This window comes from Chitinophaga sp. RAB17 (genome assembly GCF_052114225.1).
Classification (GTDB): domain Bacteria; phylum Bacteroidota; class Bacteroidia; order Chitinophagales; family Chitinophagaceae; genus Chitinophaga.
Genome location: NZ_JBFREI010000014.1, coordinates 69,131 through 83,809, shown reverse-complemented (window position 1 = coordinate 83,809; position 14,679 = coordinate 69,131). Strand labels below are relative to the sequence as shown.

Annotated in this window: 14 protein-coding genes; 6 read left to right on the top strand and 8 right to left on the bottom strand. The window is 43.9% G+C overall.

What is annotated here, in order from left to right:
- The first annotated feature begins 68 nt into the window (after positions 1-68).
- The 4 genes from AB4Z08_RS31155 (at position 69) to AB4Z08_RS31140 (ending at position 4,745) form a co-directional block, all read left to right on the top strand.
- Complete coding sequence (locus tag AB4Z08_RS31155; RefSeq protein ID WP_441577698.1) at positions 69-1,409, top strand: sensor histidine kinase; 1,341 nt, start codon at positions 69-71, stop codon at positions 1,407-1,409.
- Between the two features lie 39 nt (positions 1,410-1,448).
- Positions 1,449-2,123, top strand: coding sequence for a lysoplasmalogenase (locus AB4Z08_RS31150; RefSeq protein ID WP_441577697.1), 675 nt, complete (start codon positions 1,449-1,451; stop codon positions 2,121-2,123).
- A 91-nt stretch (positions 2,124-2,214) separates the two neighbouring features.
- Positions 2,215-3,813: an L-aspartate oxidase gene (nadB, locus tag AB4Z08_RS31145; protein WP_441577696.1), complete on the top strand. Its 1,599-nt coding sequence runs from the start codon at positions 2,215-2,217 to the stop codon at positions 3,811-3,813.
- Between the two features lie 53 nt (positions 3,814-3,866).
- Positions 3,867-4,745 (top strand): lysophospholipid acyltransferase family protein, encoded by an 879-nt coding sequence (locus AB4Z08_RS31140; protein WP_441577695.1) that lies wholly within the window; start codon positions 3,867-3,869, stop codon positions 4,743-4,745.
- Positions 4,746-4,812: 67 nt separating this feature from the next.
- On the opposite strand, the gene AB4Z08_RS31135 is transcribed toward AB4Z08_RS31140, so the two are convergent.
- The 5 genes from AB4Z08_RS31135 to AB4Z08_RS31115 form a co-directional block, all read right to left on the bottom strand.
- The gene (locus AB4Z08_RS31135; protein ID WP_441577694.1) at positions 4,813-5,301 is read right to left on the bottom strand and encodes a BON domain-containing protein; all 489 of its coding nucleotides are present in this window, start codon (positions 5,299-5,301) and stop codon (positions 4,813-4,815) included.
- A 153-nt stretch (positions 5,302-5,454) separates the two neighbouring features.
- Entirely contained in the window at positions 5,455-6,858 is a 1,404-nt protein-coding gene (locus tag AB4Z08_RS31130; RefSeq protein WP_441577693.1) for an MBL fold metallo-hydrolase, read from the bottom strand.
- A 135-nt stretch (positions 6,859-6,993) separates the two neighbouring features.
- Positions 6,994-7,353, bottom strand: a complete 360-nt coding sequence (locus AB4Z08_RS31125) for an ArsR/SmtB family transcription factor (protein WP_012788619.1) — start codon at positions 7,351-7,353, stop codon at positions 6,994-6,996.
- Positions 7,354-7,567: 214 nt separating this feature from the next.
- Positions 7,568-8,245: a tRNA (adenosine(37)-N6)-threonylcarbamoyltransferase complex dimerization subunit type 1 TsaB gene (tsaB, locus tag AB4Z08_RS31120; RefSeq protein ID WP_441577692.1), complete on the bottom strand. Its 678-nt coding sequence runs from the start codon at positions 8,243-8,245 to the stop codon at positions 7,568-7,570.
- An 8-nt stretch (positions 8,246-8,253) separates the two neighbouring features.
- A complete protein-coding gene (locus AB4Z08_RS31115) occupies positions 8,254-8,919 on the bottom strand; it encodes a 3-hydroxyacyl-CoA dehydrogenase family protein (RefSeq protein WP_441577691.1) in 666 nt (221 codons plus the stop codon).
- 99 nt (positions 8,920-9,018) lie between these two features.
- Here AB4Z08_RS31115 and AB4Z08_RS31110 point away from each other — a divergent pair, with 99 nt between their 5' ends.
- Positions 9,019-9,402 carry a RidA family protein gene (locus AB4Z08_RS31110; RefSeq protein WP_441577690.1) on the top strand — a complete coding sequence of 128 codons (384 nt, stop codon included), beginning with the start codon at positions 9,019-9,021 and terminating at the stop codon, positions 9,400-9,402.
- Between the two features lie 73 nt (positions 9,403-9,475).
- On the opposite strand, the gene AB4Z08_RS31105 is transcribed toward AB4Z08_RS31110, so the two are convergent.
- Positions 9,476-11,149 carry a L,D-transpeptidase family protein gene (locus AB4Z08_RS31105; RefSeq protein ID WP_441577689.1) on the bottom strand — a complete coding sequence of 558 codons (1,674 nt, stop codon included), beginning with the start codon at positions 11,147-11,149 and terminating at the stop codon, positions 9,476-9,478.
- Positions 11,150-11,312: 163 nt separating this feature from the next.
- On the opposite strand from AB4Z08_RS31105, the gene AB4Z08_RS31100 reads away from it, so the two are divergent.
- Positions 11,313-11,639: a cupin domain-containing protein gene (locus tag AB4Z08_RS31100; RefSeq protein WP_441577688.1), complete on the top strand. Its 327-nt coding sequence runs from the start codon at positions 11,313-11,315 to the stop codon at positions 11,637-11,639.
- A 184-nt stretch (positions 11,640-11,823) separates the two neighbouring features.
- Here the strand turns inward: AB4Z08_RS31100 and AB4Z08_RS31095 are convergent, their stop codons facing one another.
- Positions 11,824-13,374, bottom strand: coding sequence for an Rne/Rng family ribonuclease (locus AB4Z08_RS31095; RefSeq protein ID WP_133807633.1), 1,551 nt, complete (start codon positions 13,372-13,374; stop codon positions 11,824-11,826).
- Between the two features lie 458 nt (positions 13,375-13,832).
- Positions 13,833-14,675 carry a tetratricopeptide repeat protein gene (locus AB4Z08_RS31090; protein WP_441577687.1) on the bottom strand — a complete coding sequence of 281 codons (843 nt, stop codon included), beginning with the start codon at positions 14,673-14,675 and terminating at the stop codon, positions 13,833-13,835.
- Between the last annotated feature and the right edge of the window lie 4 nt (positions 14,676-14,679).

The window sequence follows — 14,679 nt, the reverse complement described above, 5'->3', positions numbered from 1 at the left end:
CATACAGCTATCAGCTAAGACTATACGCTACAGGCTAAAAGCTAATAGCTAACGGCTAAAAGCTCTTCATGAATCGCTTCAGTATTAATATCAGTCTAAGGGTTATCCTGCTGGCTATCACGCTTACAGCAGCCATATGGCTGTACATGCACGGCATGCAGCCATTGGCATTCCTGTTATTACCACTGATATTATTACAGCTGTATGGCATTTACTATTACCTGAACCGGATTAACCGGAAACTCACATTGTTCCTGGAATCTATCCGGTATGAAGATTTCTCTATCCGCTTCAGCGCGGATAACAAACTGGGCAAGAGTTTCAGCATGCTCAATCATCAGTTCAATGAAGTGCTGGAAGCTTTCCGCCAAACCAGGGCAGAGAAAGAAGCCAACCTGAAATATATTGACACTATCGTACAACATATCAGTATCGGCGTATTATCTTTTGATACTGAAGGGAAGATAGAACTCATTAACCCCGCGGCGTTCCGCCTGATGGGCATCTACCGGCTCCGTAACATTCACGAATTGAAAACCGTGCATCCCGGCCTGGCAGAGTTACTGATGGAATTATCTTCCGGCAACAAAACGTTGTATGCTACCCGGCAGGAACAACAGCTCTCCATACACGCCGCCACCGTACGTTTACAGGGACGACTCATCAAACTTATTTCTATACAGAATATCCATTCGGAACTCCAGAAAAAAGAACTGGAAGCATGGCAAAACCTCACCAAAATTCTTCGCCATGAAATCATGAATTCCGTCACACCAATTGTATCGCTGATTGGTACTATGCAGGAAATCGTTGATTTTGACATTGCCCCCGGCGCGCAGCACCAGGAAGGCATTTCAGACTTACGCGAAGCACTGCAGACCGTGGAAAGCCGTAGCAAAGGCATCATGAACTTTGTGAATGCATACCGCGATTATACCACGCTCCCGCAGCCACAGTTTACCAGCGTAAATGTAAAAACACTCATCACCTCCGTCAGCAGTCTTTTCCAGGCAGATATGAAACAGGCAGGCATACAATTCACCCTCGAAGTAGATGCCGAAAACATGGAGATCCATGCAGATGTATCACAACTGCAAATGGTGCTGATCAACCTGGTAAAAAATGCCATGGATGCACTGGAACAAACACCACAGGCTGCTATCAGCATGAAACTGTATATTAACAACATTCAGCAGATATGCATTGAAGTAACAGACAATGGCCCGGGCATCGACCGGGATGCGATGAACAAAATATTCATTCCATTCTTCACTACTAAAAAGAAAGGCTCCGGCATTGGTTTGAGCTTATCACAACAAATCATACAAATGCACGGCGGACAGCTAAAAGTGATGAGTCCCGGTATTAACGGTAACGGCACTACGTTCTATATTCTGTTGAATACTTAGAGAATAATTGTTATATTGGTACTATAAGCCCTTTTCCTCATGCTGCGCCCTCGAAGTCTGATTATATACTTCCTTATATTGCTGGCAGACATACTGCTCATTGCACTTGACAAAGATAGTTATCGGTATGCCACAAAGCCCCTGCTGGTAGTACTCCTGGCGATTTATGTATTGTATGCCGATGTCAAAATACCGCGCAGTTTCCGCCTTTTCCTGTTGCTGGCGTTGTTCTTTTCCTCCCTGGGAGATGACCTGCTGCTGTTTAATAATTTATTTCTTCCCGGACTGGGCAGCTTCCTCATAGCTCATATCATGTACATTATCTTCTTTTTGAAAATAAGGTATAGTAATCTGCCGGTGCCGTTTTGCAAATACCCGCTGGTGTTTTTGAACGCAGCAGTCGTGATTGTGTTTATCTTGTTTTTGGTGCCCTATCTAGGTAGTTTAACCATTCCTGTTATTGTATATGCACTGGCGCTTTCTATTACGGTGCAAAGTGTACTCCATGCCTTTCACTTCCGGCGACAACCAACAGGCTGGTATTGTATGGCAGGCGCCGTATTATTTCTGATCTCTGATTCCCTGATTGCCGTAGGCAAATTCTACCACCCGCTGCCCGGTGGAGACATCCTGGTAATGCTTACCTATGGCTTTGCTCAATGGGGACTGGTATATGGCAGTACAGAGTACTTCCGGGTAAGAATTATGAATTAGTAAGAAGAGGATAACGGAGGATATTCGCAGATGGCTTCCGCCAAATCGTAATTCGTAATTTTTAATCCGTAATTCTTACTTTTGTCTAACTATGCAGCAAACAGACTTTCTTGTCATCGGTTCAGGAATTGCGGGGCTCACTTATGCGCTCAAGGTATCACAACAATGTCCGGATAAAAAGATCACGATTATCACCAAGAGCCGGGAAGATGAAACCAATACCAAATACGCCCAGGGCGGTGTGGCAGTGGTAAATGACCTGGAAAATGATAGTTTCGAGAAACACATTGAGGATACCCTCATCGCCGGTGACGGACTCTGTAATGAGGAGGTAGTAAAAATCGTGGTAACAGAAGGCCCGGAAAGGGTCAACGAAATCATTGAGTGGGGAGCTAACTTCGATAAAAACCCCGATGGCGACTTCTCCCTCGGCCGTGAAGGCGGCCACTCCGTATTCAGGGTTATTCATCATAAAGACGTTACCGGTAAAGAAATAGAACGCGCACTGCTGGATGCTATCCATCGCCGGCCCAATATAGAACTGATCACACATTGCTTTGTAGTAGACCTCATCACCCAGCATCATATGGGTTACCTGGTCACCAAATCCACACCAGACATTGAATGTTATGGTGTATATGTGCTGAACCTTACCTCCAACAAAATAGAAAAGATTCTTGCCAAAGTAACGTTGCTGGCTACTGGTGGCAACGGACAGGTATATCGCAGTACTACCAATCCCAACATCGCCACCGGCGATGGCGTAGCCATGGTATACCGCGCCAAAGGTCGTATCGAAAACATGGAGTTCATCCAGTTTCACCCTACGGCTTTGTACCAACCGGGCGTAAACCCTTCGTTCCTGATTTCAGAAGCCGTACGGGGGGATGGCGGTATTCTTCGCAATATTCATGGGGAAGACTTCATGCATAAATACGATCCGCGCCTGTCGCTGGCTCCGCGCGATATCGTGGCCCGCGCCATTGATAGCGAAATGAAGATCACCGGTACCGAACATGTATACCTCGACTGCCGCCATATGGATCTGGAGAAATTTATTCACCATTTCCCCAACATCTACGAAACCTGTAAGACTGCCGGTATTGATATAGCTACCCAAATGATTCCGGTAACGCCTGCAGCTCATTACAGCTGTGGTGGTATCAAGATCAATGAGTGGGGATTAACCTCCATCCGCAGTTTATACGCCTGCGGCGAATGCTCCAGTACCGGTCTTCATGGCGCCAACCGCCTTGCTTCCAACTCATTGCTGGAAGCCATGGTATTTGCACACCGCTGCTTTATAGATACTACCAGCAAAATAGACCAGCTGGAATTTAAAGAGAATGTGCCCGACTGGGTAGCCACCGGCACTACGGCGCCTAAAGAAATGATCCTCATCACACAAAGTCTGAAAGAACTCAAACAGATTATGAGTGATTACGTAGGAATTGTAAGAACAGATGTGCGTTTGCAACGCGCCCTCCGCAGACTGGATATCTTACATGAAGAAACAGAAGACCTCTACGAAAAAACCATGGTGTCGCCACAATTGTGTGAGCTACGCAATCTTATCACAGCAGGTTATCTGATTGTAAAAGGCGCGTCCTTCCGCAAAGAAAGCAGGGGACTTCATTTCAATACTGATTATCCGTTTAAGTCTGAGTTGATACAAAACATTGTATTGTAAGCTAAACGGCTGTCTTTCATTACCTTTGCGTTGGATTTACAACAAACAGGAATATGTATTATCTGCTGCTTGCTTTTTGCTATAGTCTTTCCATATTGCCATTTCCGGTACTCTACTTTATCAGCGACGTGCTATACGTACTGGTATACTATATCATCGGATATCGCAGGAAAGTGGTGATGGAGAATCTGACACAAGCCTTTCCGGATAAGTCGAAGGAAGAAATTACCATTATTGCTAAAAAATACTATCACAACCTTACAGACATGATGGTGGAAACCATCAAACTGCTCACCATGAGCAAAGCGCAATTGCAAAAGCGCTTCAAATGTGATCTCACTGTACTGCACGAATTATATGCACAGGGCAAAAGCTGTCAGCTGCACCTGGGGCATAATTTTAACTGGGAATGGGCCAACCTGTTTTGTATGCAGGATGTAGCCTTCCCTTTCCTCGTGGTATATATGCCACTTACCAGCAAGCCCGCGGATCGCATGTTCCGCCACTTCCGGGAAAAGTTCGGCACCATCCTGATCCCCGCCAATGATATGGGTAACAGCATGAAGGCCTGGACCAACAAGCAATACCTGATCGCATTGGTAGCGGATCAGAATCCGGGTAATCCCCGCAGTTGCTATTGGTATCCGTTCCTCAACAAAATGACACCCTTCTACAAAGGCCCTGAAATGGGAGCTAAGCGCAGCAATATCCCCGTAGTATTTGTGGATATCCGCAAAATAAAAAGAGGATACTATAACGCTACTTTAAAACTCGCATTCGAAAATCCTCAGCAGGAACCAGATGGAGAAATCACAGAAACGTTTGTACGGTATCTGGAGAACAACATCCACGAACAGCCTGAAGTATGGGTGTGGAGCCATCGTCGCTGGAAACATCAATATCAGGGACAGAAAAACGGGAAGGGTTTATAGGAAGATGTGAGCCGCAAAGGTCCATGCATCACTGCATACAAAGTCAGGATAGTAGTACCGTATCAGTTTATTTCACCTTCACATTATTCGTTACTTTTTTTGCGGCAGATTGCTGCGCTATCTGCATGACCTTACGCAGCTGTTTCTTTTTGGCGCTACCATCGAGGGTCACTTCTCCGTTAGCGATGGTTACTGTGATATCTGTAAAGCCATTAGCAGCATAAACGGAGTCCAGGCTTTTTTTAAGTATTTCATCAGGATTAATGGCCACTGGCGGTGTCTCCCGTGGCAGCGGGGCTTTTATGGTAATATTATCCTGCACAGATTTCACCCCTCTCACTCCTTTCAACGCGTCTTCTGCAGCCGATTTGGCTACTTCATCGCTTACTTCTCCAGTGAGAATAACTACACCATCTTTCACATCAGCAGAGATGCCGGGAACGAGGCTTAATTTTTCATTTACTTCTTCTTTTAGTGTTGCATCAGAGGGTTTACAGGCGAATATAAACGCACCTATGAAAAATATGGAGGCTATTGCCAGGGTTCTGGTAGTCATGCCCAAACAATTTTGTAGGAAGAAGTTAACGATTACAAAGCGAATAGCCAAAAGTAGGATAACGAACTACGGGCTTGCAGACATCAGCGTCATTTCCACGTTGATCATCTGCAAGCCCGTAATTCGTAATTTGAAATTCGTAATTCTTATACTTTAGTTCAGTACTGTTTTTTCCTGTACCACCTGCAATCCTTTCTGGTCTTTCATTTTAGCGAAGCCACCGTCTACGTTGCGCAAATTGTGGATACCTTCTCTTTTCATGATAGAGCAGGCAATAATGCTGCGATAACCACCCTGGCAATGAACGTACAGGTTAAAGTTATCTTCCATATCTGCCATTTTTCCGGGATCCATCATATCACCCAGTGAAATGTTGATGGCATTTTTGATGTGTCCATCTGCAAATTCAATTGGTTTACGGACATCGAGGATCACTAGGTTTGGATCGTGTGGCAGGTCCATGGCCAGTTCGTCTGCTTCCACGGTGATGATCATGTCTTTGGCTTCGCCGGATGCTTCCCATGCAGGGTAGCCTCCATTCAGATAGCCGGTAACGTTATCAAATCCTACACGGGCCATTCTCACAACAGTTTCTTCTTCTTTGCCAATTGGCGTAACCAGGATGATGTCCTGATCAAAAGGCAACAAGCTACCAGCCCATTCTGCGAAACGTCCTTCCAAACCTATGCTGATAGCGCCGGGAACAAATCCGTCACCGAATTCGGTAGCCGGACGGGTATCCAGGATCAATGCCCCTTCCTGTCCTTTTGCTTTAAATTCAGCAGGAGAAAGTGGCTGCATTGCCTTTTCCATGACAGCTTTCAGCGCATCATATCCTTCTTTATTTATTTTAGCATTGATAGGGAAGTAAGATGGAGGCGTAGTTAAACCGCTGGTTACTTCTTCAATAAACTTTTCCTTATCTGTGGCCAGCAATGCGTAGTTGGTGGCTTTTTCATCACCGATGGTGCTGTAAGTATTAGGACCCAGGTTTTTACCGCAGGCAGAACCAGGGCCATGTGCGGGGTAAACAATCACCTGATCAGGCAATGTTTTGATCCTGTTGTTGAGAGAATCAAACAGGTATGCTGCCAGTTCTTCCTTGGTGAGGTCACCGCTGAAAAGATCCGGGCGGCCTACGTCTCCAACGAATAAAGTATCTCCGGTAAATACAGCATAAGGCTGTTCTTTTTCATCGAGCAGCAGGTAGCAGGAAGATTCCATCGTATGACCAGGCGTATGTAATACTTTCATGGTAACAGCGCCGATCTTGAATACTTCGTTGTCTTTGGCTACATACGTTTCAAAGTTGGTCACTGCATCCGGGCCATAAACAATTTTTGCGCCGGTAGCTGCAGCCAGTTCCAGATGTCCGGAAACAAAGTCCGCATGAAAATGCGTTTCAAAAATGTATTGAATGGTTGCGTTGCGTTCTTTTGCCAGATCTAGATAAACTTCGATATCACGTAACGGGTCTATCACCACAGCTACTCCCTCAGATTCAATGAAGTATGCCGCTTCCGACAAACAGTTGGTGTACAATTGTTTTACGAACATGGTTTTTGATTTTTACAAATTTACAACTTCTCAGTAGGTGTAGATATGGATAAAATCTATACCAAAATAAAAAAGTAGCCGTTATGGCTACTTTTTTATATAATTTTCTTCCGTATGTAATACGGAGCAATACTTTTACCCAACAAGTTCTTCCACAAACTTCGCCACTTCAGCAATACGTTGCTTGTTGATGGTGTAGTGAATAAACTTACCATCTCTTTCTGTAATTACAATGCCTGCGCGCCTTAATATGGCGAGGTGTTGCGATGCTACCGATTGTTCCAGACGCAACTTCACATAAATCTCGGTCACGGTCATTTTCTTGTGGTCTTCCAGCAGCTTAATCATCTGCTGGCGCAGCTTATGGTTGATAGCACGTAAAACCATAGCAGCCTTCTTGACGGCAATGTAATCCAATTTGATCTGGTCTTTTTCATTGGTACCTCTAGAAATAATAAGAGTATTAGAAGAGGTAGTTAATAATGTTTTTTCCATCGCATAATAGTTTTAAAAAAATGATGAAATGAAAGGGATCAACGGACAGTACTCGCAAACAGTTAGACAACAATTGCGGTAATCGATTTATACAAAAATATAATATCTATCACAATAAAAAAAATTTCCATACCTTATTTTATCATATATAACCCCCGGATACTTGCAAATTAGATGTAATTTGACTCTTCTATGACAAAACAACGTTATGTGTTCAGGGTTTCTGAGGAGAATAAAACGGCTTGAGGTAGAATGGACTGAAATAAGCCAGATCAACGAACATTTTTTTATCGAAAGCCTGCGCGGAAAGCGGCGCCATATGGGCCGCACTTATCACATATTCTGCAAAAATAGCATTTTTATGCGAAGATAACATCAGCTCCCATTTAGGGCTGCCATCTCCGAAAAAGTAAATTTTCTTTTCTGCCAGCGGACTATCCAGAGAAGAAGGCTCCAGGATCATGGCCTGTGGCGGCATGATCTCCTGTAAACCGGCATCATACAGCCCCATAAACACTTCCTGCCTGCGGGCATCCAGCATCGGACAATACCAGGCCTGTTCATCTTTTATAGCAGCTACTAATCCCTGCGCCATCATCTGTAATGTGGAAATAGCCAGTAGCGGTTTATGCCATGCATAGCACAAACCCTTTGCAGTAGCCACTCCTACCCTTAGTCCGGTATAGGAACCCGGACCGGCACTCACCGCAATAGCATCCAGTGCTTCAGGTAAAATGCCTTGCTCCTTCAATATCTGCTGCACAAATAAAATCATCGTAGCAGCATGATCCTGCTGCTTTTCATTCACCAGCGTTTGTATGGCTTGCCCATCGCGGGAAAGGCTCACAGAGCCGGTAGTTGTTGCGGTATCTATATTCAGTATAAGTGCCATGTAAAAAATTAAATCGCTTCGTATGCTATTTGCAAAGAGGCTGCTACTTCATAACGGTCATCACCGGTAACATCGTGTATGGCCTTCAATACTTCGTACACATGCAGTATTCCGATCCGCTCACTCCATTCAAAAGGACCATAAGGATAGTTGGTACCCAAACGCATGGAAGTGTCTATATCCTCCCGGGAGGCCGTTCCTTCCTGTGCCGTGAGATAAGCTTCATTAATGATCATGCATACCACCCGGGGAGTAACCATACCAACAACATCCGCCACCAACGCATATTCCCAGCCTAGTTTATACATGATCCCATCCAGCGTTTCCTTTTGTCCTTCATCCATCACCGTTACCTCCATCACCGGCATATTCACAAATCCCGGTAAAAAATTACAACCCATGATATTGAATCCCTGCTCAAAGGCAAACTGGTTCATGATGTCGGATAAAGATGTTTTTACCATACCTGCCAACACCGGAATCCCCGGATTCTTTGCATACATGAGGGCATGCTCCGGCCGGTCGTCGAAGATGAGATCCAGCACCAGGTCAAATACTTTTAGTGACAATACCTCTTCCAGGCTTGTTTTCCATTGTATGTCATGATGCGTGGCCATTCCCTTCTGCTGCAATTCTTCGTACCGTTGCGCATCTGCTATTACCAGGATATTCATGCGTTAAATTTCGGCAAACCTAATAAAGAATCATTAATTATAGTACATCTGCCCTGACAGACATTTGTGCGTTCTTAATTATTATTTACTTTCGTTTACATGGAAAAGCAAATCATTAACACCACTAATGCGCCCGCTCCTATTGGGCCTTATAACCAGTCTGTGAAAGCTGGCAACACACTGTATGTATCCGGTCAGATAGCCCTGGACCCGGCTTCCGGCGAACTGATTAAATCAGGCATCGTGGACGAAACGCACCAGGTAATGAAAAACCTGCAGGCCATTCTTACCGAAGCCGGTTTGGGTTTTCAACATGTGGTAAAAACAACCATCTTTCTTACAGATATGAAAACATTCCCACAAGTGAATGACGTATATGGCAGTTATTTTACCAGCGACTTTCCAGCCAGGGAAACCGTGCAGGTAGCAGGATTACCTAAAGGAGTGGATGTGGAGATTTCGGTTATTGCAGTAAGCCTCTAAGAATTATTGCTATAAAAAAAGCAGCAGCGGAAAGGAAATCTTCCCGCTGCTGCTTTTTTTATCGTTTGTTCGATTACTTTGTTCCGAATAAGGAAGTAGCCAGTTTCGCATCGTGTCCATACACGTCATCCCGGAAATTCAGCCTGCCGTCACTATCGACAAAGGCAGTGAAATACACAATGAATACGGGCACTTTATCCTTTACGGTCACATATTTCTCTTTACCGGCATTCATCGCATCATCAATCTTCTTTTCCGTCCAGGTGGAATCATCACGCAGCAGCCATTCTGCCAGGTGCTTGGGTTCCGCAATTCTGATACAGCCATGGCTGAAAGAACGCTTGTTTTCTCCAAACAGGTAACGGGCCGGGGTATCATGTAAATATATATTGTATTCGTTGGGGAAAAGGAATTTCACTTTGCCCAATGAGTTTTTACCACCAGGTTTCTGCCTTACTATATAAGGAAAATTACCGCCGGAATATTTACTGAAATTAATAGATCCCGGAGAAATAGTTTTTCCACTGGCACCGACAATTTCCATATTCAGTCTTGACAGATAACCGCCACCACTACGTTTCAAGCCTGGCAACACTTCTTTTGACAGTATTCCCGGAGGCACATTCCAATAAGGACTAAACACGATATGCCGTAGTTCTTTGGTAAATATAACGGTGCTGGCACCAGGTTTACCTACCACTACATTGCAACTCCAGGCTAATTTGCCTTTATCATATACATGCATTTTAAACTGTGGGATATTCACCAGGATGTAGTCGGTAGTAGGCTCTATAGGTACCCAACGCAAACGCTCCATATTCAGCAATATTTTTTGAATCCGATCCTGCAGTGGTGTATTCAGGGCATCCAGTACACTTTTATTGATGGTACCATCTTCCTTTATGCCCATTCTGGCCTGGAAGCTACGGATAGCAGTATCCAATGCTACAGTAAAGCGTTTGCTGCTGTCAGTCCCCGGCAGATCTCCAAAGGCTTCCAGCCTGTATTTCACTTCCGCAATTACACTGGAAGAATCTCCTTTTTTGAAACTTTTCTGGGTCATCCGGATAGAGTCCCATTTTTTACCAGTTTCCAGCAGGGCCAGTTTTTTCAGCTGTTGACGCAGGAGGATATATTGTCTGTTTACGGGTTCATCGTCTTCAAAAGCGTTATTCTTTTTACCAACCATAGAATCCAGTAAGCTTTCCATGTCTATTTTCTTGCGGGGAATAAACCATTCCAGGTCTTTAGCCGAATCGGCGGTAATGCCGTTCCATACCTTATTGCCATAGGCAAAGAATTGCGCGGTAAGCAACATTTCAATGCGGGGAATGGATGTATCTCCCGGCTTCAGGCCCACATCGCTGACCAGCAGGGTATCCGTCAGTTGTTGCAGATCTGGTGTCATCAGGCTGCTATCTTTGATACCATAAGCGGCATCATTTTTCATCATGTTAATAAAGTTGCTGGCTTGTTCTGTCAGTCCCTCTTTATTGATCCATGCATAATGGAAATCGCGCTTGCGGTAGAAGTTGAGAATAGATTCGTCATAGGCATCATAAGCTTTATGTGACTGCAGAAATGTATTCACATAATTGCTATCGATAGTCTGGTCAATATACGCTTGCTTGGTATAGTGAGAGGTATCTCTTGCCTTCGTTCTTTTGCGGGAACCACTTTGTTGCTGGCAGGCAGCAAAGATAATCAACGACAGTAAGGCGAATAAGGAGTAGAAACGTATAGTCATATGCGTAATGGATGTATTTATTTACTTAAACAAACATGACAATTATAATTGGGATTAAAAGGGTATTAATGACGGTAAATGTATGAAATATATATACTTATAGCTTCAGGTCGTTGTTAAAATCTGCTGTATAAACTATATTTAATATCTAAATGCTATAAATATGAATAAACCTGCTTCTTTAGATGAGATCCCTGTAAAGAACACGATTGCCGGCCATTACGGTCGTTTTGTACATGGTAGCAAAAGTACATTGGCATTCTGGGAAATAACAGCTGGTTCGGATTCGCCTATCCATCAGCATCCGCATGAGCAGATCATGTATGTAGCGGAAGGCAGTTTTGAAATGAATCTGGATGGAAGAAAATATCTATTGAAACAATATGATACGCTGGTGATTCCACCGAATACACCGCATGGTGGCCGTGCGCTGGCGGACTGCAAAATAATAGACAGTTTCAGTCCAGCAAGAGAGGATTATCGATTCTAGCTGTTAGCCATTAATAGCTTTTAGCCATTAGCTGTTAGCTGTTAGCTGTTAGCAAAATACAGCGGAGATAGTAATCTATACCATCAACTTCGCTGCATTTTGCTAACAGCTAACAGCTAATGGCTAACAGCTGGAAATCAAGTTATAAAAAGCAAAAGGTCCGCAGTTGCGGACCTTTTGCTTTTTATAACTTGATTTCCTCGTCATTGGCGTCAAAGAAACGATATTCAGTAAGATGGTAATTGGAGTCGGCTTTTAATTTGATCCATTTTTTATAATGGAAATACCATTTCCATTGTTTGGATGCAAGGAATCCTTTGGTAAGGTAAGCGTACAATATAGGATGTGTGCGAATGGTGAGACCTTTATGCTGGTGATTCAGCAGGTATTGCAGGTTTTTCTCAATGTCTTCGAGGATCAGCATGGAGGCGCCGATTTTACCTGTTCCTCTGCAGGTAGGACAATCTTCAGCTACAGAAATGGTGATCTCAGGTTTTACCCGTTGGCGGGTAATTTGCATGAGGCCAAATTTCGATATCGGTAAGATGGTATGTTTTGCTCTGTCCTGGGCCATAAATTTCTCCATGGCTTCAAATATTGCCTTTTTGTTTTCCGGCAGTTTCATATCAATGAAGTCAATGATAATGATACCACCCAGATCGCGCAGCCTTAGCTGTCGGGCAATTTCTGCAGCTGCTTCCAGGTTGGATGCGAGGGCATTTTGTTCCTGGTTATTGCTGGAGCTTTTATATCCGCTGTTAACATCTACTACGTGTAGTGCTTCGGTAGCTTCAATGATGAGGTATACGCCGCTGTCGAGGTTTACGGTTTTACCGAAAGACGCCTTTACCTGGCGGGTAATACCGAAGTTATCGAAGATAGGCGATCCGTTATTATAGTAATTAACGATATCAGACTTTTCGGGTGCAATCTTTTGAATGTACGTTTTGGTGTCTGTATATATATTTTTATCGTTAACGACTATACGGTTAAAGCTCTCATTGAGCAAGTCGCGGAGAATACTGGCTGTTTTGGTTTGTTCACTCAGGATCTTTTGCGGGGCAACGCCACCGCTGAGATTGGCCTGGATATTTTTCCAGGTTTGAACGAGGGTCGTCAGATCTTCGTGTAATTCTGCTGTTTTCTTTCCTTCAGCGGCGGTGCGTACAATAACGCCAAAGTTGGGCGTTTTGATAGCTTCCACAATTTTCTGCAATCTTTTTCTTTCTTCGGAGGAGTGGATTTTTTTAGAAACCGCAACAATATCATTAAAGGGTGTTAACACTATAAACCTTCCGGGTAAAGAGATTTCGCAGCTAAGGCGTGGGCCTTTAGAAGAAATGGGTTCTTTCAGAATTTGTACGAGGATGTTGGGTTTCCCTCCCAGTACATCAGTAATTTTACCGGTCTTCACTATTTCCGGTTCATTTTTAAACTTAGTGAAATCGAATCCATCGGGCGTTTTATCGCTGATAGCTGTTGCAGTAAATTTAAGAATAGATCGGATATAGGGGCTGAGATCCGTGTAATGTAAGAAGGCATCTTTCTCGAAGCCAACGTCCACAAATGCAGCATTTAAGCCGGGTATCAGCTTTTTCACCTTGCCCAGGTACAAATCGCCTACTGAGAAGTTAGGATTGCCACTTTCGTGATGTAATTCCACTAGCTTCTTATCTTCCAGTAACGCAATTTCCACCCCTGTGGGAGCCGCATTTATAATAAGTTCCTTATTCAAGCGTCCAAAATTTTAACCTTTAAAACTTCACCTTTATGCTATGCACACGGCTATTAAGTAAGAACAGCTTACTGCATACCAAAACAATAGCTCACCATAAAGTTAGCGTATTTCTTCACGTTCGTGACGAATGGATTGCTTAAGGGTTCAGCGATCACTGCAGGTAATGTCCGGAGAATTCAATTGCGGGATCTATGGAAACAACCTGCATGACTATAGCAATTTAAGAAGTAAATGCTAGAATCATGCAGGATATATGAAAATTTTTATCCGACCACCGCGCCGGGAAAATACCGTATTAGTATAAATGGCGGGAAACTGGAGTAATTATTTCTTTTTACTTTTATGCCGGTTCTTTCTCAGTCTTTTTTTACGCTTGTGAGTGGCAATTTTATGTCTTTTTCTTTTCTTACCGCAAGGCATACGCTGATACGTTTTTAAATGATTGAAAAATAATATTATTGAATACTTTTAATGTAACTATCTACTTCCTTCTTCAATTCCGGATCGGTCATCAGCTGTTTTGCTTTTTCAAACAGCTCAATCGCTTTCTTTTTATCTCCTTTGCTCCGGTACGACTCTGCCAGCACAAATAATACTTTCGCATTATCCGGGTGACTCTTCGCAACGCCTTCCAGTCTTTCGATAGCTTTATCGTACTGACCCGATGTAATAGCAAGGTTAGCTAAAGTAACCTGTGCGTCTATATTATCAGGATGTGCAGCCACTACTTCTCTTAGCTTAGCCACACCTGTCATAGGTTCACCGGTGTTCATGTACACCATGGCCTGTGATATTTTAAGTGTGTCGTTAGCCGGGTTCAATTGTATTGCCTGATCAAACAAAGTGATTGCTTGCTGGGCTTCCCATTTTGCTACACGCGGATCTTCTGCATGTTGCAAGTGGGCCAAAAATAAATTGGCTGCAAAGGTGAGGCTTTTTTCGGAATTTTCCAACTTAGCGGCTTCGCCAAGATAATATGCGGCTACGGGCAGCTGATTAAGGCTGTCCCAGGTGTTGTACAATTGTTGGTATGCGGCTATCTGTTGGGTCTTCACATCCCCGCGGACAACATTTGTCTCAATTGAATTTACCCGTAAAAGTTTTTCAGCAGGAATTTTCCCCTTCGCTGTAGTAAGCAGTTCAGAGAAGGCAATAGGTTCTACATCCTGTCCACCCTGCATAGGGGCGGCAGATGACATAGGTTTCTTTTCTGACCGGGGCACAGTACGGCCAAAGGCGAATAATATCACCAATAGTGCTACCGCAGCACCCACCAGAAGAACTTGTGATTTTTGCATCGCC